Here is a 25092-nt window from a genome sequence, read left to right as displayed (position 1 = left end):
CTAACTCTCCCGTTATCGCAGGTTTCAGGCCCCAATAATACGACTCCCTCGTCGTGACCCGTTCCCGTCGTCGGTCGGCCGGCGTCCGCGTACGCCCGTCGCCCGCGGCGCCCGCACGCTCCCGGCTCGCTGGCGGGAATCCCGTAGTCGTCGCGCGACGCATCTCCGCGTGGCGCGTGCGCGTTCAAAATTGACCTCCTCCCGCGCCTGAAGACGCGGGAATCCCGCCATGGGATTTCAGATCGAGTGCAACGACCCTGTGGTTTCAAGACGCATTCGTTCCAAGCGTCTCCTGCTGGATTTCAGCATCGGCTTGGCTGTCTTGTGGCGCGGTCAACCGCGCCCCATCCTCAGCCGAGTCATCGTCGTTCGTGTGTTCTCTGGAACGACTCTCTCCGCTGAGGTAGCGATCCGCGATATTCACCGCTCCGTTCACATCCGCTTGGTACTCGCCCATCCAACAGTCGTCGTTCGTACACTTGAACGTCGCCTGCTTCGGGCGGTAACCAACCTCACCACACGCATGGCACTCCTTCGAGGTGTTACGCGGGTTCACAGTCTCGACAGGGATGCCCTTCTCGACGGCCTTGTAGCGTATCTGCGCGTGGAGTTTGGCGAATCCCCATCCGTGGAGACGGCGGTTCATGTACGCGCCGTAGTCCATCGACTCCCGGATGTACGTCAGGTCTTCCAGAACGAGAACGGGGTTCTTGACGGATTCGGCGTATTCCACGACTTCACGGGTGACACGGTGGAACACGTCGTCTATTTGGTTCCATAAGTCGTCACCGAACGACTCGGCGATGCAGTCGCTTCCGCGTTCTTGAAGTCGCCGTGTGGCGGTGAAGTAGGTTTTGCGTAGCCGACGGACGGTCTTGCCCTCGTCGGCCCACAACTCGGGGCGGGTTGGAGAACCATGCTTGTCGCGGTGACACACCGTGGCGAGCGACGCTTCTCCAATGTCCACTCCGATAGGCGTCTGTTCGTCGGCTGACGCCTCAGAACAGTCCTCCACATCGCGGGTGGCGGTGACGTGGAGATACCACGTCTCGTCCCGCTCGAATAGCCGACTCTCGCCCATCTCGGCGTCCCCAGCGTTCAACGCTTCCAGCCAGTCGCGCTGTTCGGGGTTGGGCTGTGCTGGCATCCAGAGGTGGTAGTCCTCATGGTGCGGGATCTTGACGTACCATTCGATTGCGTTCTCGGGCTTATGGTCAAGTCGCAACCCCTCGTTGGTGAACCGAGCCGGATGATCGTCATGCAGGCCCTCCGCATTGTACGTTGTCGTCAGCTGCGGCACGTACTGTTTGAGCGCGTTCTTCGCGTACCCCGACAAGTCGTAGTTGACCACCACGTCGTTCGCTTCGGTCTGCGTGGTACATCCAGCGTTGAACGCATCCTGAAGGGCTTGCTGGTACGCCTCTCGCGTCTCACGAAGTTTCTGCCGCTTGTGGGCGTTCGGCTCTACCAGTTTGAGTTCGAGCGTCTTCGTGAGTTCGGTCACGAGTCGCTCTCCTTGTGCTGTTGGATGTAGTTCTCAACTGTCTCGCTCGAAACGTCCCCGGCGGTTCCTGCGTAGTATCCCCGTGCCCATCCGATTTTCTCGCCGTCGTGGTCGGCGTATCGGTGGTTGTACTTGCGCGAGGAGATACCTTTGAACCAGTTTGCGAGAAGCGACGGTGCGTGCTTCGGTGGGCTACTGACGAACAGGTGGATGTGGTCCGGTTGTACGGTCAGGTCGATTATCTCTAAACTCTTGTCGTCGGCAATTTCGTGGAGGATGTCTCGCACACGGGCGGCGACCTCGTTGACGAGTACCGAGTTGCGGTACTGCGGCAACCACACTATGTGGTAATTGAGGTTGTAGGTCGCATGCCGTGTGGTCTTCATCCGTGTTGTACACTATAGTTCGTCAGCGTGTTAATATTTTTGGTGAGGTGTGGGAAATCAAGTAATAGCTGGTGTCGTAGATTGACACACTATGCCTATCGCTTGACCTCCGCCTGAAGACGGAGGTATGCGCTATCGATCTGTATCAACGGCGGAACGGACCCGGTCAGCCGATGACGCCGACGAGCAGCTGTGCCGAGACCAGGACGAGAAAGACGAGGCCGGCGGCGAAGGAGCCGGCGGCGACGCCGTGTGCGTTGCCGAGCCCGCGACCGCGGGCGCCGAAGTACGCGCCGAGAAAGACGAACCCGGTGATGAGCACGCCCAGGAAGCCGAACGAGAGCGACAGCAGCGTGTCCGTCAGCCCCTCGGGGAGCCCGAAGTCGCCGACCGCGAGCAGCGCGGTGAGGCCGACGCCGAGGGTGATCACGACGAACGCGAGCGACCAGACCGCCGGCGTCCGGGCGAGGTCTGACAGCGACTCCGTGATCGCGTCGTATCTGCTCGCCGGTTCCTCTCCACGGGGCGGTTCCCGTTTGGCGCCGATCTTCGCGACGGCCACGAACGTGGCCGCGACGAGCAGCCCCATCAACACCGTACTCAAAAGTGTGAGCTGGACCATGGATTCCTCGTTGTCGAAAGGGTCCGTTCGCGCGTACAAATAGCCTTCGTATGTCATCACGGGGCGGGACGCCGGACGCGCTACAAAAGAGCTAAGTGCGACTTCGCCAAGGTCAACACAAGAGCAGAGCGACCAACATGATAGAGTCACTAATCCTGCAACAAGGGACCGACTGGCGCGCGCAGGCGGAGGTGTTCGACGAGATCTTCTTCGTCTTTCTCGCGCTCGGGACGCTCGTCGGCGTTATCGTCGTCGCGTACACGCTGTGGAACGCGTACAAGTACCGCGACGACGGGAGCGAGCCGAAGGAGGACTTCGACGCACCCGTGGTCGGCGAGCTTCCGACTGGACAGGGCGGTCCGAAAGCCAAGAAGCTCTTTCTCTCGTTCGGGCTGAGTGCCATCGTCGTCATCAGCCTCGTCGTCTACGCCTACGGGCTGCTCCTCTACGTCGAAGAGGGGCCGGACGCACAGTCCGAGATCGAAATGGAGGGAGAGAGTCTCGAAGTGGTCGTCGAAGGCTACCAGTTCGGCTGGGACTACATCTACCCGAACGGACACTCCGAGACCAACGAGCTGGTCGTTCCCGCGGACACACGGATAGACATCGCGGTGACGTCTCGCGACGTCTGGCACAACTTCGGTGCGTCGGAGCTCAGGTTCAAAGCGGACTCGATCCCTGGTGAGACGGCGTACACCTGGTTCTCCGTCGACTCCTCGGAGCTCGAGTCGACCGCCGACGGCGAGCGCGCCGAGTTCCTCGTCGAGTGCTTCGAGCTGTGTGGCACCGGGCACTCCCAGATGGACGGCCAGATCACCGTGATGCCCGCCGACGAGTTCGAGGAGTGGTACGACGAGACGGAGGGTGACGAGGAGGCCGCCGAGGAGTGGGACGAGCAGTTCGACGGAGGTGACGCCTAATGGCCGGACTTCCGCCCACGACCTCCCTGAAGCGCTGGCTGGTGACGACCAACCACAAGGACGTCGGGATCATGTACACGATCACGGCGTTGTTCTTCCTGCTGTTCGGCGGCGTGCTCGCGCTGCTGATCCGCCTGCAGCTCTGGGACCCCGCAAGCCAGGTGATGTCCGGACTGGCGTACAACGAGGCCGTCACCGCCCACGGGCTGATCATGGTGTTCTGGTTCCTCTCGCCGTTCGCGTTCGGCTTCGCGAACTACTTCGTCCCGCTGCAGATCGGGGCTGACGACCTGGCGTTCCCGCGGCTGAACGCGCTGTCGTACTGGATGTACCTGTTCTCGGGGATCCTGCTCGGGATCAGCTTCTTCCAGGGCGGCACGCTCGACGCCGGCTGGACGATGTACGCGCCGCTGAACGTCCCCATGTACACCCCGAGCATCGGGTCGACGGGCGCGGTACTCGCGCTGTTCATGTTCGTCGTCGGCGTCACCGCGTCGACGGTGAACTTCCTCACGTCGATACACCACTCGCGTGCGGAGGGAATGGGCCTGATGGACATGCCGATGTTCACCTGGTCGATGCTCGCGACCGTCTGGATGATGCTGTTCGCGTTCGCGGCCCTGCTTGCCGTCGGGCTCATTCTCGCGTCCGACCGCGTGCTCGGCAGCGTCTACTTCTCGGCGACCGAGGGTGGCTCGCTGCTGTGGGGCCACCTATTCTGGTTCTTCGGACACCCGGAGGTGTACATCGTGTTCTTCCCCGCGCTCGGGGTGATGTTGGAGCTGTTCCAGACCTTCTCCGGTCGGCGGCTCGTCGGTCGGAAGTGGGTGATCATCGCCATCTGTCTGATCTCCGTGCAGTCGTTCCTCGTGTGGATGCACCACATGTTCCTGACGACGATCAACCTGGAGATCAAGACGCTGATGATGGCGACCACCATCGGGATCTCCCTGCCCTTCGACCTGCTGGTGTTCGCGCTGATCTACACGCTGATCAAGGGGCGCATCCAGTTCACGACGCCGTTCCTCTTCGCGTTCGGCGCGCTCCTGCTGTTCATCCTCGGGGGCATCACCGGCGTCTTCCTCGGCGCCATCGTCCTCGACTACGAGTTCCGCGGCACCTACTGGGTCGTTGCCCACTTCCACTACGTCATGTTCGGCGGCGCGACCGCGCTGTTCGGCGGGGCCTACTACTGGTTCCCGAAGATGACGGGGAAGATGTACGACGAGTTCCTCGGGAAGGTCCACTTCGTGATCTTCTTCATCGGGTTCAACGCGGTGTACTTCTCGATGTTCCTCGCGTGGGAGACCCCGCGCCGGGTGTTCGAGTACAACCCCGAATTCCAGGCGATGCACCAGTTCGGCACCATCGGGGCGTTCGTCCTCGGGCTGTCGTTCTTCATCATGTTCTACAACTTCGCGAAGTCCTACGTCTCCGGGGAGCCCGCCGGCGACAACCCGTGGGACTACTCGCGGACGGCTGAGTGGGCGGTCTCCTCACCCCCGCCGCTGGAGAACTGGCCGGGTCGGCCGTCGTACGCCTCCGGCAAACTCGAGTTCGTGAAGGACCGCGCGACCGACGGCGGTCCCTCGGTGAAAGGGAACACCGACGGCGCGGTCGCCACCGACGGCGGTGACCACCACGACGACCACATCAAGAGCTACCCCTACTGGGACAAACATGCCAGTCACGCCTCCGTCTGGCCGCTGCTGCTGTCGGCGGCGACCGGGATCATGCTGTTGGGCCTCTCCGGTATCCGCCAGTCGCTGTCGGTGTCGCCCGGTGACTCCATCGCCGGTATCGAGGTCGCGCTCGTCGGCAGTGCGATGTACCCGATCCTGACGGTCGTCGGCCTCATCGGGCTGATCTGGACCGGCTGGGAGTGGGGGATGGAGGACTTCTACGCCCCGCCCAGCGAGTTCGCCGAGCGGTGGCCCTTCGAGGGCATCGAGAAGGTGAAGCTGGGAATGTGGTTCTTCCTGGCGTCCGACGTCATCGTCTTCGGCGCGTTCATCAGCGCGGCCGTCTTCATCCGGTACAACGCCGGCTGGATGACGTGGCAGCCGATTCCGGACTCGCTTCCCGGGCTGATCAACACGTTCGTGCTGCTCACCTCGTCGTTCACGGTGATCCTCGCGCTCGTCGCCTCCCACCGGAAGAGCCGGAAAGGGCTGCTGGCGACGCTCGGCGCGACCACCCTGCTCGGGCTCACCTTCCTGGGCGTGAAAGCCTGGGAGTGGTGGGAGAAGATCTACGTCGACGGCGTCTTCATCGGCACGGTCTCCGAGGGGCTGCCGTACACGGACGTGCAGGCGTCGGTCTACTTCGTGACGACCGGCCTCCACGCGATCCACGTGGTCGGCGGGCTGCTCATCGCGGCGTTCCTCTTCTACCGCGCCTACCAGGGCGCGTACATGGAGGACGGCCGGCCGGTGGAGTACTTCGGCCTCTACTGGCACTTCGTCGACATCGTCTGGGTGTTCCTGTTCCCGCTGTTCTACCTCTTCTGAGGGAACGCGGGACGACACCCTGACCGGCGTTCGACCGACAGCCGCTTTTTGTTCGCTTCGTACTCCCGCCGCTTCCTCGTACTCCCGCCGCTTCGTTCCGTTCGCCTGCGCCCGCCGAGCGCGGCGGTCGCACGCCGGGCGTGCTCTCCGCAGCCGGAGACCCAATACTGAATACCGCCCTGCCGCACTCTCCAGTATGAGCGAGACGAGCAGGCGCCGCCCGTGGCTTGCGGCGCTGTTGGCGGTGGTGTTCACCGGATTGGGTCACGCGTATCTCCGTCGGTGGGGGCGCGCGTTCGGGTGGCTGCTGTTGCAGCTGGTCGCGGCGTACCTGCTCGTTCCCGAGGCGGCGCTGGACCAGCTGGTCGCCGGATCGGAAATCCCGCCGCTCGGCGAGGTGTTCCCCATCTTCGCCGTCGCGGTGGCGAGCGTTGCCGACGCGTACCTGCTTGCAGTCCGGCACAACCGGACGGTCGAGCGCGCGGGCGACGCGACGACGGCGCCGGCGGACGGCCCGAACGAGTCGGGCTCGGCGGCGACCGGCGCGGGAGCGTTGAACGTCAGGGGAAGTGCCGGCACGGCGGACGCGGGCGACGAGCCGCCCGTGACCGACTGTCCGCACTGCGGCCGGGAGGTCGACGCCGAGCTTGACTTCTGTCACTGGTGTACCGAGCCGCTCCCCGGCGCGGACGAGGAGTAGGGAAACGGAACCGCCGTGGAGGCTTGTGGGTGCTGTGACGCCTCGGTGCGTTTATAGGCACCACGACCCGACTACGGATATGAGCGGATTCCCGGTCGGACAGCTGCTGTATGGGCTGGCGTTCGCACTGTTCGCCGTCGCCTTCTGGTCCGTGGGGTTCGTCATTGCGAACCACTACTGGAAGAAGTGGCGCGGGGAGAACGGCCCGCGTTCGGATGGTTAATTCTTTAAGCACGCGAACCAACTCTCATCTGAAGAATGGCGTCCGACTCCGTGAAACTCTACACGGCGATTTACGTCGCCCTCGTCCTCCTGGCGCTCTCGAAGTTCGTCTTCTTCGAGTTCGACCAGTTCTTCAGCTACAGTCAAGCGTTCGCGGGGACGATGGTGTCAGCCGCGCTCAAGTCCGTGCTGATCGTCGGCTACTACCAGCACCTTCGCTGGGAGAACAAGTCGCTCACGTACCTGATGCTGCTGGCGCTGGCGCTGGCCATGCTGCTGATGGCCGCCGCGACGTACTCCATCACGTAACGCTCCGAGACCACCGCCCCGTTCGCCGTCGCTTTTCCCGGCGTCGCTGGGGACGACCGCGATGCTGACCCCGTGCGTCCGTCCGTGAGCGACGCCTCCGTGCTCGCCGTCGCCACCGATGGCGACCCGTAACCGGCGGGGAGATTTTTGTAGTCGGCCGGAGACGGTACGTGTATGGAACTGCGAGCGGCCACGCCGGAGGACGTCGAGTCGGTGCGCGAGGTAGCACGTGCGTCGCTGTCGGCCTCCTACGGCCACGCGCTGGACGAGGCGCTGATCGACGACGCCGTCGAGCGGTGGTACGACGCAGCCGACCTGGGCGACGACATCGCCGCCCCCGACACGGTGTTTCCCGTCGCCGTCGAGGAGGGAGAGGTCGTCGGCTTCGCGGAGAGCTACGTCGTCGACCGACGGGAACGCGTCGGCGAGATCGACTGGCTCCACGTCCAGCCGGAGTACCGGGAGCGCGGAATCGGGAGCGACCTGTTGACCCGCGTCGAGGAGCTGTTGCGCGACGCGGAGGTCGCCCGCATCGAGGGACGCGTGCTCGTCGCGAACGAGGCCGGCGGCGACTTCTACGAGCGGGAGGGGTACGAGTTCGCCGGCGAGCGCATGGTCGACATCGGCCACGACACCTTCACCGAGCGGCTGTACAGGAAGCGGCTGAGCCCGGCTGAGGCGTTCCGGAAGGAGTCGTACGAGACCGACGACGGCGAGACGGTGTACGTCGCCTTCGAGGAGAGCGACCGCGGGTCCGACGCTCCCTTCTACGCGGTGTACACGGACACCGACCACGAGGACCGCTACGGCTACCTCTGTGGGTCGTGTGAGAGCACGAACGTCGCCGTCGACACGATGGACCGCGTGGAGTGTCAGGAGTGCGGCAATCGGCGGAAGCCGGCTCGGTGGGACTCCGCGTACCTCTAAGATCGAGAAAACGCCGGTGCGTGCTGGCGAACCGGCGTAGTCGGTTGACTACAGCGTTTCTTTGACGCCGATGACGCGCTCTTCCGCCTCGCGGCCAGGATCCCACTCGCTTCCGTCGCGGTCGCTCTCGCGGTGGTCGGCGACGGCGCGCCCCATCGCCTCCTCGAGCGGCGTGGACTCCCAGCCGAGCGCCGCGAGTTTGCTCGTGTCGAGGAGGTGCGGGTAGTCCCGGTAGAGGATGAAGTCGTCCGGTTCGAGACCGCCGGCGGCGAGCGCATCCGCCCCGGCGTGGACTACCTCGACGGACTCGTCGGCCACGTCGGCGATGAGCTCGACGGTCTCTTCTAACGTGACCGCCCGGCGGTCGCCGACGTTGTACGCCTCACCCGGCTCGCCTCGCTCGGCGACGATCCGGAGCGCGCTCGCCACGTCCTCGACGTACGCGCGGTGCCAGAGGCTATCGCCGTCGCCGGGAACGACGACCCGGTCGGACGAGAGCACGCGGTCGATCCAGTAGTCGAGCCGCTCGGTGTAGTCGTGCGGGCCGTAGACGATGCAGGGGCGGACGGCCATCGCGGCGACGCCGCGCTCGGCGGCCTCGCGCACGACGCGGTCACCCTCCGCCTTCCGGTTGCCGTAGGTGTCGTGGTCGTCGTCAGTGGCCTGTTCCGGGGTGCAGTCGTGAAGCGGGGTTTCGCCCTCGCGTTTCGGGATCCACTCCTCGGCGTACGCCGCGCCCGAGGAGATGTAGACGTAGCCGTCAACGTCGGCGAACACCTCGGTCGTGGCCTCTACGTCGCTCGGATGGTAGGCGACACAGTCGACGACGATGTCGGGGTCGACGGAAAGCTTCGCGGTCTTCAGATCCCGCTCGTTCGTGCGGTCGCCTTCGACGTGGGTGACCCGGTCGGTGTCGGCGAACGGGTTCTCGTGGTTCCCGCGGTTGAGCATCCCAACGTCGTACCCGTGTTCGAGCAGATCTTCGACGACGTGCCGGCCGATAAACCGCGTGCCGCCGATGACGAGTGCAGTGTCGGTCATGGGGGACGTGAGACGCCGGCGGGCAAAAGGGTGGTCGAACCGGCCAGCCGGGCGGCGCCACTTGTCGACCGCCCATCCGCCGGACGCCGGCGTTCAAGTGGGTTGAGCCCGGAGAACCGACATGGAACGCACGCCCGACGGAACGCCCGTCGGCGTCGACGACCCGTACGCGGTCGCCGGCGTCTGTGACCACCTCACCGACGACGGTCGCTGTCGGTATGCGCTGAATCACACGGGTAACGACGCCGCGTTCGCCGCCGAGCGCCGGGCCGACGGCTACGCCTGTCACGTCGGCGCCGACGGTGAGTGGCACGCGTGTCCCCACTATCGCTCGACTACCGACGGGAAGGAGTGTGTCAGATGCGGACTCGGGGAGGTTCGGATGGCCCACGACGACGCCCGCCCCCTGCTGGAGGAGCACCACCTGTCGTACGGCGACGCGAGCCGCGAGCCGATCGTGGGCGAGCACGAGGACGAAGCTGGCGCCGGCCCGCACGAGATCACCGTCTCGCTGTGTCGCTGGTGTCACAGCAAGGTTCACAACTCGTTCGGCCGCATCGACGACGACGCGAGCCCGGATCCGGAGGCGGTCGCCGAACGGGAAGGACGCCGGACGAAGGAGCTGGAGGAGTCCGCCTTCGAGAGCGCAAGCGAGCGGTTCGGCCGCGGGCGCGACCCGTAACGCCCGGCAGTCGTCGGTCGTCGGTCGCCGGACGAGCGAGTCGCCTCAGTTATCCGGGCGCGGCCGGATGAGGTTCGCGAGCGCGACGAGGACGCCGAGGAACCAGCCCAGCGGCACGGAGATCGCGACCCACATCAGCACGTAGCCGAGTCCGGGCAGCCCCCACTGTTCGCCGAACGTCTCCAGGTCGAACGCGCCGCGGAGCGTTTCGTTGATGCCCCCAACCGTGAGGAACGTGTCGAGCAGCCAGCGCGCGAGGTCGTAGCTCGCCGGCAGGATCACGTTCCCCAGCGTCGGCGTGACGAGTGCGGCGACCACCGGCGGGAGGAAGATCGCCGTCATCGCGAACGGGTACGCGAGCACGACGCTCACGAACCGGCCGCCGACCTTCGAGAAGCCGGCGGCGAGCGCCGCGGAGACGACGGCGACGATGCTGGCGGCGCCGACCGCGATCACGGCGTCGAACGGCAGCTGCAGGTACGAGACCAGCGTCAGCGTCCCCCAGAGAACGGTAGCGACGACCACGGCGCCGAGCACGCCGAATCGCGTCACCGCGGAGTCGAGCTTCGCGGCGTAAAACCGGGTGGCAAACCCGACCAACAACAGCGGATAGCCGACGATCACGAGCGGAACGCCGAGCGCGGCCCAGAGGTAGTAGGCGACTTTCTGGAGTCCGCTCTCGGGGGTCCACTTCCCCAGCACCGCGCTCGGGTCGAGCTGTCTGGGGAAGGCGATCTCCATCCACGTCTCGTGGAGCCGGACGACGTCCATCAAAAGCGCCTCCAGCAGTCCGGTTTGCCCTCGTCGTTCCATCGACTCCAACTCGCAGGCGTGGTGACGTGAACTTTGTGCCTCACGACGTGGCGGCAGGTGGTCAACGAGCGCCGGTAGCGGGCGAACGGCGAGCGCGAGTGGACAACCGGCGACGGCCGGCGACCGCCGGCGTCAGTTCCAGGGCGCGAAGTCGGGGTCGATCTGGCGTTCGGTCCGGTCGATGCTCCCGATCTTCTCCATGTCGGCCTCGTCGAGCCGGAGCGACAGCGACGCGAAGTTGTCGCGGATGTGGTCGGCGCTCGCGGACTTCGGGATCGCCGTGATTCCCCGCTGGCGGAGCCACGCGAGGCTCACCTGTGCGGGCGGCACGTCGTGTTTGGCGGCCACGTCGTCGATCTCTGGCAGGTCGAACACCTCGGTTCGGGCCAGCGGCGAGTACGCCACCGGGTTCACGTCGTGGTCGTCACACGCCTCGATGACGCCCTCCTGGTGGAGCAGCGGGTGGCATTCGAACTGGTTGGCGAAGATCGAGTGGGTGGTCCGATCGCAGGCTTCCGCCAGCTGCTCGGGCTCGAAGTTGGAGACGCCGATCCGGTCGGTAACGCCCTCCTCGACCAGCTCGTCGAACGCTTCCAGCGTCTCGGACGGATCGTACGTCCGGGACGGCCAGTGGACGTACAGCAGGTCCACGTAGTCGGTGCCGAGCTTCTCGAGGCTCTCGTAGGCGCTCTCGATGGCGTCCTCGTAGCCGAGATCGTCGATCCACACCTTCGTCGCGAGGAACACCTCCTCGCGGTCGACGGCGGACTTCTCGATGCCGTCGCCGACCAGCGACTCGTTGTCGTACGCCTGTGCGGTGTCGATGTGGCGGTAGCCGAGTTCGAGCGCGTCGGCGACGGTGTCCGGACACACCTCGGGGTCCGTGTTCTGCCAGGTGCCGAGCCCGAGCATCGGCATCCCACCGATCTCGGGAACGGCGTCGGCGGTTGGCGCACCTTCGACGGTCGTGACCTCGATCTCGTCTGCCATGTTCGACGGAACGACCGGTTTCCGGAAAGGCGTTATGGCAGCTGCGGGTCGGATCGCTCTCCCCCTCACCCTCCACACTCGATCGGCCGATAGCCCCCACGATTCGCACACGGGAGCGCCCCGAGACACGCTTATCAGTCCCGCGCCGCCTACGTGACCACATGCACCGCAGACGCGTCCTCGCGGCGGTTTCCGGACCCCCGGTCGGGCTCCTCGCGGGATGTCTCGACGACGACGCGCGCCACTACGAGTTCGACGCGACGCCCGCGGGCGTGCCGGCGGACGCGAGTGAGGAGGCGGGATACGCGGGCGAGGAGCCCGAGTCGTTCACCCTCGACACCGACGCGACCGTCGCCGGCGCCGACATCACCGTCACCGCGACGACGTGGCTCGCCCAGTACGCCAATCCGGACCGGAGCGCCGCGCTGTTCGTCGCGAGCACGCCCGACGCGACCGTCGCCGGCCACTCGGTCAACCCGCTGGTCCACGGCAGCGATTCCGAGTTTCTCCGTCGCCTCCTCGGGGAGTTCCGCGACCGAACCGACGCCGACGTGGACGCCGACGAGTTCGACAGACAGGAGACGACGGACATGACGATCCTCGGCGAGGAGACGGAGGCGGTCACCTTCGAGACGGCGGTGGATGTCGACGCCGATCTCGTCGAGGAGAGCGAGGCGGGTGAGGCGGACTCGGTGCCGGCGTATCTCCACCTCGCGACGGTGTCACACGACGACGACATGGTCGTCCTGGTGGGCGTGCACCCGCAGGCGGTCGCCGAGCGCGACACACTGCTGTCGCTGATGGAGTCGGTCGAGCACGGCGCGGCGTAGGAACGATCCGAAGCTACACCGTCCACACCGGCCACATCGGGCTCCGCGTAGCGCCCGCCGGCGGGCGCGGGTGCTTCGGGGTCGATGCGCGGACTTAGAGGACGTGTTCTCGCGTGAACTTCGCCAGCAGGGGAGCGTCGCTTAGGTGGAGCAGTTTCGCCATCGCCCGCTTGTCGCCCTGGTTGGCCCGCGCGAGGACGTCGTCGTCGGTGCGCTTGAGATCCTGCATGAACCGGTCGTAGCGCTCGTTGGGCGCGAGATACAGCAGCCGGGTGAGCATCAGCCGGTTGTACATGTTCGGCGCAACGTCCCGATTCCAGAGTTTGTCGTAGATGGCGAGGTGCTCGGCGTCGGTTGGCTGGTCGGAGTCCGTGAGACACCGGTCGATCGCCATCGCGGCCGCCCGCGCCGACCTCATTCCCTTGTGGATCCCCTCTCCCCACAGCGGGTCGATGGAGGGAACCGTGTCGCCGATCGCCACGAACGAGTCCGTGTGCATGCGGTCGGGCCGCTGGATGTGTGCGGAGCCACGGTGGACGGCGCCCTCGATCTTCTCGGCGTTCGCAAATCGCGGATCGTTGTCGAGCCACCCCTCGAGATAGCCGTCGATCGTCTGACCTTGGTCGGCGAACTCGCGGTGACGGTCGTTCTGGATGTAACAGAGACCGACCTTCGTCACGTCGCCGGCGGCGAAGATCCATGAATAGCCGCCGGGCGCGATGTCGTGGTCAAGTCGGAGCATCATCGCGTCCGAGAGGTCGGCGTAGTCGGGATGGTCGAGCTCGACGCCCTCCATCTCGTACTCGATGCCGATCGCCTGGTTCTCGCGTTCGAGGTCGACGACGTCGAGCGCGCTGGCGATGGGCGCTGCCGGCCCGGTGGCGTCGACGACCACGTCGCCGTACACCTCCTCGTCGCCGTTGTAGACGACGCCCTCGATGACGCCGTTATCGTCGAGGATCGGGCGGGAAACCCGCGCGTCGAAGGAGTACTCGGCGCCCTTCTCGCGGCCGTCGTCCACGAGGAAGTTCTTGAAGTCGGCGAATTCGAGGACTGCGCCGGGATTGTACGTCTCGTAGTACTCGTTGGGCGATTCGAGGACTACGTCGTCGGTGAACTGCATCACCACGTCGTCGGGGATCCCGAACGAGGCCATCATGGAGGGGAAGGTGCCCGCGGTGGACTTGTTGCTCTGTCGCGGGAACTCGTCTTCGGGCTCCGTCTCGAGAACGACGACGTCGTAGTCCCGGGCAGCCAGATCGCGGGCGCACTGTGCACCTGCAGGCCCGGCACCCGCGATCACGACGTCGTAGCGGTCAACCATACACCGTCAATATAGGTCCGGGTAATTAGTGTTGCTGAATCCGTCCGGAACTCCCGAGCAACTCCGCTCAGTCGGCCGTTTTTGACGAGCGAGCGACGACGGGATTCCGTGGCTGCCGGCGCCCGCGGGCGCTCGCCGAGACTGCGGCTCACGGTCGAGCGGGACAAAAAACCGAAACCGCGGTGACTGGCGGTCCGAGCGCTCAGTAGAACTCGCGGACGAGGTCGGTCGCGCCCTCCGGCGCGCCGTCCGGAATGACGGACATGTCCTCGTCGACGCCGTGCTGTTCGTGGTACGGCACCGAGTTCTCGTCCTGATAGATGACGCCCTGATACTCCTTGTCGGAGTCGAGGATGACGTCCTTGGCGGCGTCATAGTCCGTGGGGTCGTGGCCCTCCTCTTTGAGGTCCACGAGCGAGTCGCGGAAGTAGTCGTACGTGTCGACGTCGTTGAACGTCACACACGGTGAGTAGACGTTGACGAAGCCGAAGCCGTCGTGCTCGACCGCCTGCTGGATGATCTCCTGGTGACGCAGCGCGTCCGAGGAGAACGACTGGGCGATGAACGTCGCGCCCGACGCGAGCGCGAGCGCGTGCGGGTTGACGGGGGGCTGTTTGGGGCCCTCGGGCGTCGTCGAGGTCTCGAAGTCCTCACGCGAGGTCGGCGAGGCCTGGCCCTTGGTGAGCCCGTAGATCCGGTTGTCCATCACGACGTACGTCATGTCGACGTTTCGCCGGACGGCGTGGACGAAGTGGCCCGCGCCGATGGAGTAGCCGTCGCCGTCGCCGCCGGCGACCATCACTTCGATGTCGGGTCGCGCCATCTTCACACCCGTGCCGACGGGGAGCGCGCGGCCGTGAACGCCGTGCAGCGCGTAGCTGTGCATGTACGTGCCGATCTTTCCGGAACAGCCGATGCCGGCGACGACGAAGGTGTTGTCGGGGTCGTTGCCCGTCTCCGCCAGCGCCTTCATCATCCCGTTCATGGTGCCGAAGTCGCCACAACCGGGACACCACGTGGGCTGCTTGTCGGATTTGAAGTCGGTGAATCGAATGTCTGAGCTCATGGGTTACGCCTCCAGGGACGCTTTGATGTCGTCTGCGAGTTCGTCAGCCTTGAATCGCACGCCGTTGTACTTGTTGATGCGGTCGACGCGCGCTAACACGTCGTGTTCGACGATGTCCGCGAACTGGCCCGTCGCGTTACACTCCACGACGATCGTGTTCTCGGCGTCCGCGACGGCGTCGGTCAGATCCGGCCGCGGGAAGATGTATGGCACCGACAGCACGCGCACGTCGACCCCGTCGTCCGCGAGGAGGTCGAGGGCCTCGACGATCGCCCCCTCGTTCGACCCCCACGAGATGACGAGGTTGTCGGCGTCCGCGTCGCCGAACTCGCGCGGGCTCCAGTCCTCCCGAGCCTGCGCCGTCTCGACCTTCCGGTCGCGCTTGTCCACCTGCTCGACGCGCATGTCGGTGTCCTCGGTCCGACGACCCTGCTCGTCGTGTTCGAGGCCCGTGGACATGTGAGCGCCGCCGGCCGTCCCGGGGAACGCGCGCGGCGAGATGCCGTCCTCGGTGATCTCGTGCGGCGTGAAGCCGCCCGTCTCCGTCTGGTGGTCGTCGATGGTGGACTCGTCGACGACGAAGCCGCGGTCGATCTCAACCTCGTCCATGTCGAAGGCGTCGGGCGAGAACGTCTCCTCGGTGACCGCCATCGAGAGGTCGGCCGTGAGGTACACCGGCGTCTGGTACTTCTCGGCGAGGTTGAACGCCTCGACGGTTTTCCAGAAACACTCCGCGACGGTGGTCGGTGCGAGCACGAACCGGGGGATCTCACCGTGGCCGCCGTACAGCATGTGGTTGAGGTCGCCCTGCTCCTGTTTCGTCGGCATCCCCGTCGAGGGGCCCGAGCGCATCACGTTGCAGATGACGAGCGGCGTCTCGCTCGTCGCGATCAGTCCGAACGTCTCGGTCATCAGGTCGATGCCGGGCCCGGAGGTCGCCGTCATCGAGCGCGCGCCGCCGCGAGCGGCGCCGAGCGCCATGTTGATCGCGGAGAGCTCGTCTTCGGCCTGCACGACGTGGCCGCCGAACTGCTCGATGCGTCCCGTCAGATACGTCATCACGTCCGTCGCGGGCGTGATGGGGTAGCCGGCGTAGAAGCGGCAGCCGGCGGCGATGGCACCCATGCCGATCGCCTCGTCCCCGTTGAGGAGGACGTAGTCGTTGTCCGTCGTCTCCAGCGCGTAGTCGAACTCGTGGTCGTACTCCTCCGCGACGTACGACTGGCCCGCGCGGGCGGCTTCCTTGTTGTTGTCGACGAGCTTCTGGCCCTTATCCTTGAAGCGCTTTTCGAGCGCGGAGTCGAGGTTCTCGATGGGGAAGTCGGCGACCTCACACGCGGCGCCGAGCGCGACGACGTTGCGCATGATGGCGCCGCCGGCCTCCTCGGCCAGCCGCTTGAGGGGCACGTCGAGCCCGACCATCTCCTCGGGGATCTCGGCGTTCTGCATCGTCGTGCGCTCGCCGTCGTAGATGATCACCGAGTCATCGTGCAGCTCGTCGAGGTTCTCGTCGATCGTCCGAGGCGTCAACGCGATGAGGACGTCAAGTCGGTCGACGACGCTCTGTACCTTGTCGACGGACGTTCGCACCTTGTACGCGGTGTACCCACCACGGATCCGCGAGGCGAAGTCCTTCGACGTGAACACGTGTCGACCCGACCGGGAGAGCGCTTGGGCGAAGATCTTGCCCGTCGAGTCGATGCCGTCGCCGGCCTCCCCGCCGACGGCCCAGTTGAAGTCCGCAGCCATGCTATTCCGATGCTTCCACCGGACCAATCAAAAGGCTTCTGGAAGGAGCCACGATGGAGTTTTTGGACGAATGAATTCTAAGAGGCGAGAATTGACGCTTTACAGAACCAACACGCAAAATAATCCGGCATATACTGCCCATACGTCCACCAATTTTTGACCGGCACCCACTCTCCGTCGGGTGGTGTTTTCGACGTTTGTCGATGTTTAAACTCCGGGATAGCACGCATTCGTCTTCCGGAGCGGAGACAGGTGGGAGTCGGCGGACACGAATACGAGGGCCGGACGGCGAGCTCGGCCGGGACGGCAAGGCGTTTGTGCCCGACCCCACAACCGGAGTGCATGGACGCCACCGTTACCGTCACCGCAGTCGAGGAAGTCGGCCCGGACACCTACGCGATCCGCTTTTCGACCCCGGAGGGGTTCGCTGCCGAGCCCGGTCAGTTCGTGAAGCTCGGCACGGAGCTCGACGGCGAGTCCGTCGCCCGCTTTTACACGCTCTCGTCGCCGTCGACGACGGGCACCTTCGAGGTGACCGTCGGCATCGACCTCGAGGAGGGCGGGGAGTTCTCACAGTTCCTCGCCGACCTCGAACCGGGCACGGAGATGGACCTCTCCGGCCCCTACGGGGACGACCACTACGCGGGCGAGGAGCGCGCCGTCGTGCTCGCCGGCGGGCCCGGCATCGGCGCCGCCGTCGCGATCGCCGAGGCCGCCATCGAGAGCGGTAACGAGGCCGCGCTCGTCTACCGCGACGACGAGCCCGCCCACGAGGCGCGGATCGGCGCGCTCCGCGAGAACGGCGTGGTCGTTCACCTGCTGGCGGGCAACGCCGACCTGACGGAGCCGGTCGCCGACGTGCTCACCGGCGCGACGGGAGAGGCCGCCTTCGTCTACGGCTTCGCCGACTTCGTCGCCGATGCCGAGGCCGCCATCGAGGCCGCCGGCGGCGACGCCGACGCCGCGAAAGTCGAGAACTTCGGATAGCGGTCGCTACTCGTTCCCCTGATCGATGTCCCACGGTGCGTCGTCGGGGAGGTCACTCGTCTTGTAGACGCCGCGGCCGGTGGCAACCGCCTCGCCATCGGCGGCGACGACCTCGACGTCGACGACGGCGGTCTCGCCGCCCTCCCGCACCACCTCGGCGGTCGCGAACAGGTCGCCGGTCGCGGGCGCGAGGTAGTCGATCCGGAAGTCGATGGTCGGCGTCGGAAAGCCGACGAGCGCGGTCGCCGCCGCGCCCGCCACGCTGTCGGCCAGCGAGAAGGCGACGCCGCCCTGGCCGATCCGGCTTCGGCGGTTCGAGGAGTGTTTGTCGCCGAAGTCGAGCCGTCCCTCCGCAGCGCCGTCGCCCGCCGCCGTGATCGTGATATCGAGCAGGTTGCGGTACGGGCTCCGGTTGAAGTAGTCGAGGATCGGGTCGTCCGTGTCCCCCGCGCTTCCGCGATCTCCCCCGTCGCCCCCGCCGCCCCCACCGTTGCCGTCGTGATCCCCTGTCATGGCCGGTTCTGGAAGAACTCCACGAGACGCTCGGCGGCCTCGACCGCCCGCGGCGTCACCAGCGCGAACCGGATCCAGTCGCTGCGTGCGGTGCCGAACGTCTCACCGGGCATCCCCGCGACGCCGGCCTCGTCGATCAGCCGCTTGACGTTCTCCATCGTCCCCGGGAAATCGTCGAATCGAGCGAGCACGTAGAAGGCGCCCTCGGGCCGCGAGTACTCGGCGCCCGCGTCGTCGAGCGCGTCGGTGAACGCCTCCACACGCTCGTCGAGCAGCTCGCGAGAGTCGGCGTAGTACTCCGGGTCGGTGTCGTGGAGCGCGCGCAAAACGGCGTACTGTGACGGGCGCGCGCCGGCGACGTTGACGAGCATGTGGCGCGCCTTCGCCGGGAAGGTATGCTCCTCGGGGAAGATCGCGTATCCCACGCGGAATCCCGTGATCGCCATCGACTTCGAGAAACCGCTCGTCACGATCCGGTGGTCGGAGTCGACGGAGAGGGCGGACTCGAACTCGCCGGTGAAATCGAAGTGGTCGTACACCTCGTCGGCCATCACGAGCGCGTCGACCGACTCCGCAAGCTCGATCACCTCTCGTACTTTCTCGATGTCGTACACCGCCCCGGTGGGATTGTTCGGCGTGTTGAGGACGATCAGCGCGGTGTCGTCGCTCGCCGCCGCCCGGATTGCGTCCACATCGAGCCCGCCGTCGCGCTCCGTGGGGACGAGCGTGGGCGTCCCGCCGAGCAGCTCCGTCTTGCCGGGATAGTAGGGGTAGACCGGGTCCATCAACAGCGCCTCGTCGCCGGCGTCGCGCTCGAACGCGCGCGCCATCGCGAGGTAGTTCGCCTCACCCGTTCCGTTGGTGACGACGACCTGCCCGGAATCGACGCCGCGTCGGGCGGCGATCGCCTCCCGCAGCTCGCGGAGTCCCTCACTCGGCGGGTACTGGAACGCCGCGGAGTCCAGCTCCGCGTACTCCGCGAGCCCCTCACGGAGCGCGGCCGGCGGCTCCCAGTCGGGATTGCCGCTCACCATGTCGATGACGTCGCCGTCGGCCGCGGCCGCATACTCCATCACGTGGAAGAACTTCGGCTCCTCGTACTCCATGCCGAACCCGTCGTCGGGGAGTTCCGTGGCTCTTTCGGCATGGGCAGCACGCGAGCGCTCGGCGCCGCCTCGGTCGGGGGACGCGACCGCAACCACAACCGCAACCGCAACCACAACCACAACCGCAACCGCAACCACAACCACAACCGCACCCGCGCCCGTCGAATTGGACAACACTTGAGTCCCCGCCCGCCGACCGGCGACCATGAACAAACGCGGCCACGTGTTGAACGCCCTGCTTCTCGCGCTCGGGCTCGGGTTCGTCCTGGAGCCGGGCGCCGACATGGCGACGGCGACCACCATCGCGCAGATCTCCGTCCCCATCATCCTCGGTGCGCTGTTTCCCGACGTGGACACCGCCTTCGGCAAACACCGCAAAACGCTCCACAGCCTCCCCGTGCTCGCCGTCATCGTCGCATACCCCATCGTCTTCAACAACCTCCACTACGTCTGGATCGGCGTGCTCACCCACTACATCCTCGACCTGGTGGGGAGCCGACGGGGGATCGCCCTCTTCCACCCGCTCTCGGATAAGGAGTTCTCGCTCCCCTTCGGCGTGACGACGAGCAGCAAGTACGCCGACCTCGTGACGGTGATCATCACCGCCATCGAGATCGCCGCGTTCTGGGCGGTCCACACCTACGTCGTCGAGCTCGACGCCGACATCTCCTCGGCGGTCGCGGGAGTCGGCGTCTAACGTGGACAAAACTGCCGGTCAGAAGGAGCCGCCGTCGTACACGCTCACGTCGTCGAACCGCCCCTCGTAGGCGACGTTCGTCGGGAGCGTCGGCTCGTCACCCGAGAGGAAGATCCGGTCGGCTTTCGCCCACGTGTTCTCGTAGGCGAGATGCGCGTACTCCGCCAGTCCGCGGAGCCGGTGGCCGGCGCCCGCACGGTGGACGACGGTGCGGTCGAGCCCGTTGCGGAACGCGTCGACGACGGCCGCCTCGTCATCGAGGTCGGCCTCGAAGGCGGTCCAGGCCTCGCCGACGGTGCCACGAAGGTGCGCGTACGACGAGCCGAATCCGGGAACCCCCGCGTCGTGGGCGATCCGCTGGGCGCGGGCGTTCTGATGCGGGAGCAGTTTCGTGTTGTACGTCTCCAGCGCGTCGAGCCGGCCGGCGTGCGCCTCGATCTCCGGTTGGGTGAGCGAGACGGTCGCGAACTCGGGATGGGGAACGAGCACGGCGGCGTCCTGACGGTCGAACTCCGCCATCGCCCCCTCGAAGGTGATGTAGTCGGGGACGGGATCGGAGAGTCCAAGCACGAGCAGGTGGCGGCGGTTCCCCCAGTTTCCGGTGAACACCTCGCGTGCGGGTACGACCGTGAGCTCGTCGTCGGAGTACCGCTCGGCACGGCGACGGATCGTCGGCAGACGAGTGAAATGTGGCGCGTACACGAGCGCGTCGACGCCGCGCTCCTTCGCGCGGGCGACGACCGCGTCGTCGAGCACCTTCACGTGTGCGTCGACGCGAGTTCGAGGTCGGGTCACGCACGAACCGTACGCCCGCCTGCGCAAAGGCGTGTCGTTCCTGCGGCTCCGGGGAAAACGGTTATCCCACTCGGCCGACACCCTCCTGTATGTCCCGCTGGACGTGTGGTATCGGCGGCTGTGACGCCTCCTTCGACGACGTGGAGTCGGTCATCATCCACCAGACGACCGACCACGAGCGCCACGAGTGCAAGGTGTGTGGCACCATCGTCCCCGACGGCTACTTCGCCATCCGCCACGCCTTCGACGAGCACACCCGCGCCGAGTACGTCCGCGCGTATGACGCCGACTCCTCCGCGGTGCGCCGCCGCGAGGAGGTGAAACGCGACGTGGAACAGCAGGCCGACCTCCAGGCGGTCGTCGAGCACCTCGACGAACACCCGTAACGCAGTCCGCAGTCTCCTTGAACCCGTTCTCTGCACGTCACTTCCTAGCCCACGCTTTCGGACTCCTCCACGCTGGCGCGCGCACCCGGAAGCCGGCGCGAAGCGCCGGCGACGGAGCGCGCGAGGGAGGCCGACGGCGGCCGCGGCGGAGCGGTGCGGTCCCGCGGCCGTCGTCGGCCGAGGCTGGGGAGGGTGAGGTCAACGGCGCCCGCGCCCGACGCCCCCACACAACCACTCCCGAACCAACTCCACCACCCCGGCGTCGTGGACCGACGGGTACACAAACGCCCCGCCACGACTCCCGGTATGGACGAGATCGACGTGGAACCGGTCGAGCGCGTCGAGGACGCGACGACCGCCGGCGACGAACTCGACACCGACGAGACCGCCGACCTCCCGCAGGGCGTCGACGCCCCCGACTACGTGCTCTACGGCGGGAAAGGGGGCGTCGGCAAGACGACGATGGCCGCCGCCACCGGCCTCTCCTCGGCCGCCGGCGGCATCCCCACCCTCGTCGTCTCCACCGACCCCGCACACTCCCTCTCGGACACCTTCGGCGTCGACATCCCGGCCGAGCCCGCGCGCATTCGCGAGGACCTCCCGCTGTTCGCCGCCGAGATCGACCCCGACGCCGCCATGGACGAGGGCATGTTCGGCGCCGACGGCGACCCCCTCGGTGGACTCGGCGACATGGGCGACGCGATGGGCGGCATGGGGCCGATGGGCGGCGCAGCGGAGGACGCCGCCGAGGGGTTCGACGACGCGCCCGGCGGGCTCCTCGGCGGCACCATGCCCGGCGCCGACGAGGCCGCCGCGATGCGCCAACTGCTCGAGTACCTCGACGACCCGCGCTTCGAGCGCGTCATCATCGACACCGCCCCCACCGGCCACACGCTCCGACTCCTGCAGCTGCCCGAGATCATGGACTCGATGATCGGCCGCGTGATGAAGCTCCGCCAGCAGTTTTCGGGGATGATGGACGGGCTGAAGGGGGCGTTCGGCGCCGGCGACGACGGCGCCGACCCGACCGCCGACCTCGACGAGCTCCAGGAGCGGATCGAGCGCCTCCGCGCCGTGCTGCAGGACCCCGAGAAGACCGACTTCCGCGTGGTGATGATCCCGGAGGAGATGAGCGTCGTCGAGTCCGAGCGCCTCGTCGCGCGCCTCGACGAGTTCAACATTCCCGTCAACACCCTCGTGGTCAACCGCGTGATGGAGCGCGTGAGCGAGGTCGCCAACGTGCCCGCCGAGTGGGTCGTCGAGCCCGACCCCGAAAACTGCGAGTTCTGCGCGCGCCGCTGGGACGTTCAGCAGAACGCGCTACAAAAAGCGACCGACCTCTTCCGCGGCCGCGACGTGAAGCGAGTGCCGCTGTTAGCGGACGAAGTTCGGGGAGAGGCCGCGTTGCGCGTGGTTGCGGCGTGTCTGGATTGAGGAAAATATGTCAAAGCTATTTAATCCTGTAGTCTGAAGAGTAAGTCATGAAAATATTAATAAGAAATGACGATCTCTGGGAAATATTACACTCCGATGAGAATGACCGGTTGGATTTCAAGAGTAGTCAGCTCTTGATGGATCCGGATGGATCAAATAGATATAAAATTGCAAAGCATATTGTTGGTTTTGCAAATCGTAGAGGTGGTAGGTTAGTTTTTGGAGTTAATGATGATGGGAATCCGGAAGGCGCAGAACTCAAGGAAGAAATGTGTCTTAGTACAATATCAGAGATAGTTAGCACAAAATGTAGCCCAAGTATTAATTTCTCGCATGAATTCTATTCAGAAAATCGCGGTGATCTTTCTGAAGGTAGTGTGTTCGTTTTAAGGATTGAACAAAGAACAAATTTACCTCCTGTTGCTATCGTAGACCGGAGTGAGGGCAAAATCCGGAAACGGGAGTATAGAATTCGATCCGGTGATTCAACGAGACTAGTCTCTGACGGGGAACTTGTAAGCCTGTTTGAAGATGGTCCAAAAAAGACTATCGAACGGAAGAATGTGGTGAAATATTCACATACCGAAGATATGTCCCCTGTAGATCTCAATCCTCAACCGCGCTATTTTCATTGGATTGATGAGGTATATTCAGACCTAGAAGGGCAAAGAGACGAGATAGTTGAGCTCATAACAACACAAACCGAAGCCGATCATGAACTGACAGAATATCACACTGCATTTCAAATAATATTGACAACAATTATATTGAGGGATCTTTATAATATAAATACAGAAAGACAGGTAGAAAATATAATTAATAGATTAAATGATCAAGATTTGAATCCCGTTTGTGATTTCCACGGTGGGGAGATTAGTTATCCAGATTTGGATGATAAGTACGAAGATATTATTGAGACGCTTCCTTTTGATCCCGAGGAATTCATCAAACAAAATGAATCTCATAATGGTGATGAGAAAGAAAATGGATTCTGGATTCCTTCCGGTTCTAAATTAGACATACATGACAACTTTAGTGGGTTTACTATAAGTTCGGATGGGGAATTTCAGGTTAGTGCTGAAATACAATGGAGAATGCTTGCTATGAGCCTTCCAGCAGAGCATCCCAGTTCAAATGCGGGCAGGTTTAGTGGAAGTGAATATGACAAGGAAAAGAGAACCATTGAAGTCCATATTAATTTCAATGCCAAGTTTGAATATCCTAAACAATCATACGACGCGTATAGAACCTATTTTGAATACTGTGACCAAATTTGGGAAGGCACTATATCAAATTATGACTGGGAAGAGTTTTCTTCCGACATTCCTAATAAAAAATTGTTCAAAATAGAAGAACGACTAGAAGAGATGAATAGTAAGCTGGATGAGATAAGTAAATAGCCTGTTAAAACTAAACGGACGCCCTTTTACCCCTCACCTCCCTCCCTCTCGCATGAACTGCCGGCGGTGTGGAACCCCGCTCGAGAAGCCGGGGGACTACTGTCTCACCTGCAACACCGCCAACAGCGACGCGGTCGTCGTGGAGTTCTCGGAGGACCGCGCGGAGCTGACGGTGCTCGACGAGGAGTCGGTCGTCGGGCGCACGACGGTCACCACGCGCCCGGAGAGCGACGAGCAGCTCTCGGAGATGCAGCTTCGGAACTTCGCGGGCCGCGTTGCGGACGAGATCCGGCGGAAGCGCCCCGACACCGTGTACGCCGCCGGCGAGCGCGAGCCGCTACGGGAGACCCGCGCCCAGTTGCACCACGAGTTCTACCGGGTGCCGGAAGCGGGTAGTGGCGGTGGCGGCGGCGATGACGAGGACGCCGTCGTTCAGTGGGTGCTCGACCGGCGCGGCGACCGCGCGCTGGAGGTCGTCGAGACGCCGCCGCGCGAGAAGATCGGCGGATCGCACTCGACGCTCATCGGCGACCGAAAAGGTCGCCGGGCGATCGCGACGGTTGCGGAGCACCCTCACGTCAAGAAGATCGTCCCGGGGCCGATCGACGCCGGCGGGACGGGGTCGCGCACGGGGTTGCGGGCGAAGGCGACGCGCGCGGGGACGAACGGGAACGTGCGGCTGCTGTTGCGCGACGGCTCCAGCGTGCAGGAAAACCGCGTCGTGACGACGGCGATGGACCGCGAGACCGGCGAGCGCGTCCGCGAGGACCTCAACGAGGCGCTTCGCGAGGCGGAGCTGCAGGACGAGTAGCGGTTATGAAGAAGGTGTGCGAACAGGTTTTGAGTGGGTGACCGGTCACGAACGGCTAGACGACGGCTTATAAGGAGTATGTCTGAAAAGCGACAGTGTGCTCCGTGAACAGGACCGCCAAAGTCCCAGCCGGCTCCTTATAAGCGGGTTGAGTGGTGAGCACGACGGCAAACACCTCCAAAGCCCCAGCCGGCTCCGGTTGAGGGGCTCGTTGCGCGCTCAAAAGGCCTCTCGGCACCACCCGGCCTTTTGAGTGCTTACATCGCCCGTCTTCCCGGAGCCGGCTGCCCCTTTGAGTCCCGCCCCGCACCGCACAGCAACCGCACCTCACGCCTCCCCAGCCTCGGCAGCGGGCGCCGGCGGGAAAC

26 protein-coding genes are annotated in these 25092 nt (G+C 64.9%); 14 read left to right on the top strand and 12 right to left on the bottom strand.

Annotation, left to right across the window (positions count from 1 at the left end):
• Positions 1–265 precede the first annotated feature (265 nt).
• The 3 genes from ACYQ07_RS06475 to ACYQ07_RS06465 all read right to left on the bottom strand — a co-directional run bounded on the left by ACYQ07_RS06475 (position 266) and on the right by ACYQ07_RS06465 (position 2512).
• Positions 266–1504, bottom strand: a complete 1239-nt coding sequence (locus ACYQ07_RS06475; protein ID WP_459878980.1) for an RNA-guided endonuclease InsQ/TnpB family protein — start codon at positions 1502–1504, stop codon at positions 266–268.
• Complete coding sequence (gene tnpA / locus ACYQ07_RS06470) at positions 1501–1890, bottom strand: IS200/IS605 family transposase (RefSeq protein ID WP_459878978.1); 390 nt, start codon at positions 1888–1890, stop codon at positions 1501–1503. The genes ACYQ07_RS06475 and tnpA overlap by 4 nt, the downstream gene beginning before the upstream one ends.
• A gap of 166 nt (positions 1891–2056) precedes the next feature.
• Positions 2057–2512: a hypothetical protein gene (locus tag ACYQ07_RS06465; protein WP_459878976.1), complete on the bottom strand. Its 456-nt coding sequence runs from the start codon at positions 2510–2512 to the stop codon at positions 2057–2059.
• Between the two features lie 137 nt (positions 2513–2649).
• On the opposite strand from ACYQ07_RS06465, the gene coxB reads away from it, so the two are divergent.
• The 6 genes from coxB to ACYQ07_RS06435 all read left to right on the top strand — a co-directional run bounded on the left by coxB (position 2650) and on the right by ACYQ07_RS06435 (position 8100).
• Complete coding sequence (gene coxB, locus ACYQ07_RS06460) at positions 2650–3432, top strand: cytochrome c oxidase subunit II (RefSeq protein WP_459878974.1); 783 nt, start codon at positions 2650–2652, stop codon at positions 3430–3432.
• Positions 3432–5942 carry a cbb3-type cytochrome c oxidase subunit I gene (locus ACYQ07_RS06455; protein ID WP_459878972.1) on the top strand — a complete coding sequence of 837 codons (2511 nt, stop codon included), beginning with the start codon at positions 3432–3434 and terminating at the stop codon, positions 5940–5942. Before coxB ends, ACYQ07_RS06455 begins: the two co-directional genes overlap by 1 nt.
• Positions 5943–6138: 196 nt before the next feature.
• Positions 6139–6642 (top strand): DUF7575 domain-containing protein, encoded by a 504-nt coding sequence (locus ACYQ07_RS06450; RefSeq protein WP_459878970.1) that lies wholly within the window; start codon positions 6139–6141, stop codon positions 6640–6642.
• A gap of 79 nt (positions 6643–6721) precedes the next feature.
• Positions 6722–6865, top strand: a complete 144-nt coding sequence (locus ACYQ07_RS06445) for a hypothetical protein (protein WP_459878968.1) — start codon at positions 6722–6724, stop codon at positions 6863–6865.
• 35 nt (positions 6866–6900) lie between these two features.
• Complete coding sequence (locus ACYQ07_RS06440; RefSeq protein WP_459878966.1) at positions 6901–7173, top strand: cytochrome C oxidase subunit IV family protein; 273 nt, start codon at positions 6901–6903, stop codon at positions 7171–7173.
• Between the two features lie 174 nt (positions 7174–7347).
• Positions 7348–8100, top strand: coding sequence for a GNAT family N-acetyltransferase (locus tag ACYQ07_RS06435; protein WP_459878964.1), 753 nt, complete (start codon positions 7348–7350; stop codon positions 8098–8100).
• Between the two features lie 48 nt (positions 8101–8148).
• Here the strand turns inward: ACYQ07_RS06435 and ACYQ07_RS06430 are convergent, their stop codons facing one another.
• Complete coding sequence (locus ACYQ07_RS06430) at positions 8149–9141, bottom strand: NAD-dependent epimerase/dehydratase family protein (protein WP_459878962.1); 993 nt, start codon at positions 9139–9141, stop codon at positions 8149–8151.
• Positions 9142–9262: 121 nt separating this feature from the next.
• Between ACYQ07_RS06430 and ACYQ07_RS06425 the strand changes: the two genes are divergently transcribed.
• On the top strand, positions 9263–9823 hold the full coding sequence (locus ACYQ07_RS06425; protein ID WP_459878960.1) for a DUF7097 family protein: 561 nt from the start codon (positions 9263–9265) through the stop codon (positions 9821–9823).
• 45 nt (positions 9824–9868) lie between these two features.
• Here ACYQ07_RS06425 and ACYQ07_RS06420 read toward each other — a convergent pair whose 3' ends face one another.
• Positions 9869–10609 carry a hypothetical protein gene (locus tag ACYQ07_RS06420; protein WP_459880250.1) on the bottom strand — a complete coding sequence of 247 codons (741 nt, stop codon included), beginning with the start codon at positions 10607–10609 and terminating at the stop codon, positions 9869–9871.
• 159 nt (positions 10610–10768) lie between these two features.
• On the bottom strand, positions 10769–11626 hold the full coding sequence (locus ACYQ07_RS06415; protein WP_459878958.1) for an aldo/keto reductase: 858 nt from the start codon (positions 11624–11626) through the stop codon (positions 10769–10771).
• Between the two features lie 161 nt (positions 11627–11787).
• On the opposite strand from ACYQ07_RS06415, the gene ACYQ07_RS06410 reads away from it, so the two are divergent.
• A complete protein-coding gene (locus ACYQ07_RS06410; RefSeq protein ID WP_459878956.1) occupies positions 11788–12456 on the top strand; it encodes a DUF6517 family protein in 669 nt (222 codons plus the stop codon).
• Positions 12457–12550: 94 nt separating this feature from the next.
• On the opposite strand, the gene ACYQ07_RS06405 is transcribed toward ACYQ07_RS06410, so the two are convergent.
• From ACYQ07_RS06405 to ACYQ07_RS06395, 3 genes are all read right to left on the bottom strand, one after another.
• Positions 12551–13780 carry a digeranylgeranylglycerophospholipid reductase gene (locus ACYQ07_RS06405; RefSeq protein ID WP_459878954.1) on the bottom strand — a complete coding sequence of 410 codons (1230 nt, stop codon included), beginning with the start codon at positions 13778–13780 and terminating at the stop codon, positions 12551–12553.
• A 202-nt stretch (positions 13781–13982) separates the two neighbouring features.
• Complete coding sequence (locus ACYQ07_RS06400; protein WP_459878952.1) at positions 13983–14846, bottom strand: 2-oxoacid:ferredoxin oxidoreductase subunit beta; 864 nt, start codon at positions 14844–14846, stop codon at positions 13983–13985.
• Between the two features lie 3 nt (positions 14847–14849).
• Complete coding sequence (locus tag ACYQ07_RS06395) at positions 14850–16595, bottom strand: 2-oxoacid:acceptor oxidoreductase subunit alpha (RefSeq protein ID WP_459878950.1); 1746 nt, start codon at positions 16593–16595, stop codon at positions 14850–14852.
• Positions 16596–16937: 342 nt separating this feature from the next.
• Here ACYQ07_RS06395 and ACYQ07_RS06390 point away from each other — a divergent pair, with 342 nt between their 5' ends.
• Positions 16938–17582 (top strand): ferredoxin--NADP reductase, encoded by a 645-nt coding sequence (locus ACYQ07_RS06390; protein ID WP_459878948.1) that lies wholly within the window; start codon positions 16938–16940, stop codon positions 17580–17582.
• Between the two features lie 6 nt (positions 17583–17588).
• Here the strand turns inward: ACYQ07_RS06390 and ACYQ07_RS06385 are convergent, their stop codons facing one another.
• Both ACYQ07_RS06385 and ACYQ07_RS06380 read right to left on the bottom strand, forming a co-directional pair.
• Positions 17589–18095 (bottom strand): PaaI family thioesterase, encoded by a 507-nt coding sequence (locus ACYQ07_RS06385; protein ID WP_459878946.1) that lies wholly within the window; start codon positions 18093–18095, stop codon positions 17589–17591.
• Positions 18092–19201 carry a pyridoxal phosphate-dependent aminotransferase gene (locus tag ACYQ07_RS06380; protein ID WP_459880247.1) on the bottom strand — a complete coding sequence of 370 codons (1110 nt, stop codon included), beginning with the start codon at positions 19199–19201 and terminating at the stop codon, positions 18092–18094. Before ACYQ07_RS06380 ends, ACYQ07_RS06385 begins: the two co-directional genes overlap by 4 nt.
• Positions 19202–19406: 205 nt before the next feature.
• Between ACYQ07_RS06380 and ACYQ07_RS06375 the strand changes: the two genes are divergently transcribed.
• Positions 19407–19898: a metal-dependent hydrolase gene (locus ACYQ07_RS06375; RefSeq protein ID WP_459878944.1), complete on the top strand. Its 492-nt coding sequence runs from the start codon at positions 19407–19409 to the stop codon at positions 19896–19898.
• Positions 19899–19916: 18 nt separating this feature from the next.
• Here ACYQ07_RS06375 and ACYQ07_RS06370 read toward each other — a convergent pair whose 3' ends face one another.
• Positions 19917–20693 (bottom strand): PHP-associated domain-containing protein, encoded by a 777-nt coding sequence (locus ACYQ07_RS06370; protein ID WP_459878942.1) that lies wholly within the window; start codon positions 20691–20693, stop codon positions 19917–19919.
• Positions 20694–20782: 89 nt separating this feature from the next.
• Between ACYQ07_RS06370 and ACYQ07_RS06365 the strand changes: the two genes are divergently transcribed.
• The 4 genes from ACYQ07_RS06365 to ACYQ07_RS06350 all read left to right on the top strand — a co-directional run bounded on the left by ACYQ07_RS06365 (position 20783) and on the right by ACYQ07_RS06350 (position 24724).
• Entirely contained in the window at positions 20783–21079 is a 297-nt protein-coding gene (locus ACYQ07_RS06365; protein ID WP_459878940.1) for a DUF7565 family protein, read from the top strand.
• A 306-nt stretch (positions 21080–21385) separates the two neighbouring features.
• Positions 21386–22513 (top strand): ArsA family ATPase, encoded by a 1128-nt coding sequence (locus tag ACYQ07_RS06360; RefSeq protein ID WP_459878938.1) that lies wholly within the window; start codon positions 21386–21388, stop codon positions 22511–22513.
• Positions 22514–22560: 47 nt separating this feature from the next.
• Positions 22561–23913: an AlbA family DNA-binding domain-containing protein gene (locus ACYQ07_RS06355; RefSeq protein ID WP_459878936.1), complete on the top strand. Its 1353-nt coding sequence runs from the start codon at positions 22561–22563 to the stop codon at positions 23911–23913.
• Between the two features lie 52 nt (positions 23914–23965).
• Positions 23966–24724, top strand: a complete 759-nt coding sequence (locus tag ACYQ07_RS06350; protein WP_459878934.1) for a DUF2103 domain-containing protein — start codon at positions 23966–23968, stop codon at positions 24722–24724.
• The last annotated feature ends 368 nt before the right edge of the window (positions 24725–25092 follow it).

Source organism: Halorubrum gandharaense (assembly GCF_054654575.1).
This window is presented reverse-complemented; position numbering and strand designations above follow the sequence as displayed.

Bases quoted from the DNA above. Each gene is read 5' to 3' on its own strand.
- tnpA (WP_459878978.1), bottom strand. From the start codon at position 1,890: ATGAAGACCACACGGCATGCGACCTACAACCTCAATTACCACATAGTG.
- ACYQ07_RS06465 (WP_459878976.1), bottom strand. From the start codon at position 2,512: ATGGTCCAGCTCACACTTTTGAGTACGGTGTTGATGGGGCTGCTCGTC.
- coxB (WP_459878974.1), top strand. From the start codon at position 2,650: ATGATAGAGTCACTAATCCTGCAACAAGGGACCGACTGGCGCGCGCAG.
- ACYQ07_RS06455 (WP_459878972.1), top strand. From the start codon at position 3,432: ATGGCCGGACTTCCGCCCACGACCTCCCTGAAGCGCTGGCTGGTGACG.
- ACYQ07_RS06450 (WP_459878970.1), top strand. From the start codon at position 6,139: ATGAGCGAGACGAGCAGGCGCCGCCCGTGGCTTGCGGCGCTGTTGGCG.
- ACYQ07_RS06445 (WP_459878968.1), top strand. From the start codon at position 6,722: ATGAGCGGATTCCCGGTCGGACAGCTGCTGTATGGGCTGGCGTTCGCA.
- ACYQ07_RS06440 (WP_459878966.1), top strand. From the start codon at position 6,901: ATGGCGTCCGACTCCGTGAAACTCTACACGGCGATTTACGTCGCCCTC.
- ACYQ07_RS06435 (WP_459878964.1), top strand. From the start codon at position 7,348: ATGGAACTGCGAGCGGCCACGCCGGAGGACGTCGAGTCGGTGCGCGAG.
- ACYQ07_RS06430 (WP_459878962.1), bottom strand. From the start codon at position 9,141: ATGACCGACACTGCACTCGTCATCGGCGGCACGCGGTTTATCGGCCGG.
- ACYQ07_RS06425 (WP_459878960.1), top strand. From the start codon at position 9,263: ATGGAACGCACGCCCGACGGAACGCCCGTCGGCGTCGACGACCCGTAC.
- ACYQ07_RS06415 (WP_459878958.1), bottom strand. From the start codon at position 11,626: ATGGCAGACGAGATCGAGGTCACGACCGTCGAAGGTGCGCCAACCGCC.
- ACYQ07_RS06410 (WP_459878956.1), top strand. From the start codon at position 11,788: ATGCACCGCAGACGCGTCCTCGCGGCGGTTTCCGGACCCCCGGTCGGG.
- ACYQ07_RS06405 (WP_459878954.1), bottom strand. From the start codon at position 13,780: ATGGTTGACCGCTACGACGTCGTGATCGCGGGTGCCGGGCCTGCAGGT.
- ACYQ07_RS06400 (WP_459878952.1), bottom strand. From the start codon at position 14,846: ATGAGCTCAGACATTCGATTCACCGACTTCAAATCCGACAAGCAGCCC.
- ACYQ07_RS06395 (WP_459878950.1), bottom strand. From the start codon at position 16,595: ATGGCTGCGGACTTCAACTGGGCCGTCGGCGGGGAGGCCGGCGACGGC.
- ACYQ07_RS06390 (WP_459878948.1), top strand. From the start codon at position 16,938: ATGGACGCCACCGTTACCGTCACCGCAGTCGAGGAAGTCGGCCCGGAC.
- ACYQ07_RS06385 (WP_459878946.1), bottom strand. From the start codon at position 18,095: ATGACAGGGGATCACGACGGCAACGGTGGGGGCGGCGGGGGCGACGGG.
- ACYQ07_RS06380 (WP_459880247.1), bottom strand. From the start codon at position 19,201: ATGGAGTACGAGGAGCCGAAGTTCTTCCACGTGATGGAGTATGCGGCC.
- ACYQ07_RS06375 (WP_459878944.1), top strand. From the start codon at position 19,407: ATGAACAAACGCGGCCACGTGTTGAACGCCCTGCTTCTCGCGCTCGGG.
- ACYQ07_RS06365 (WP_459878940.1), top strand. From the start codon at position 20,783: ATGTCCCGCTGGACGTGTGGTATCGGCGGCTGTGACGCCTCCTTCGAC.
- ACYQ07_RS06360 (WP_459878938.1), top strand. From the start codon at position 21,386: ATGGACGAGATCGACGTGGAACCGGTCGAGCGCGTCGAGGACGCGACG.
- ACYQ07_RS06355 (WP_459878936.1), top strand. From the start codon at position 22,561: ATGAAAATATTAATAAGAAATGACGATCTCTGGGAAATATTACACTCC.
- ACYQ07_RS06350 (WP_459878934.1), top strand. From the start codon at position 23,966: ATGAACTGCCGGCGGTGTGGAACCCCGCTCGAGAAGCCGGGGGACTAC.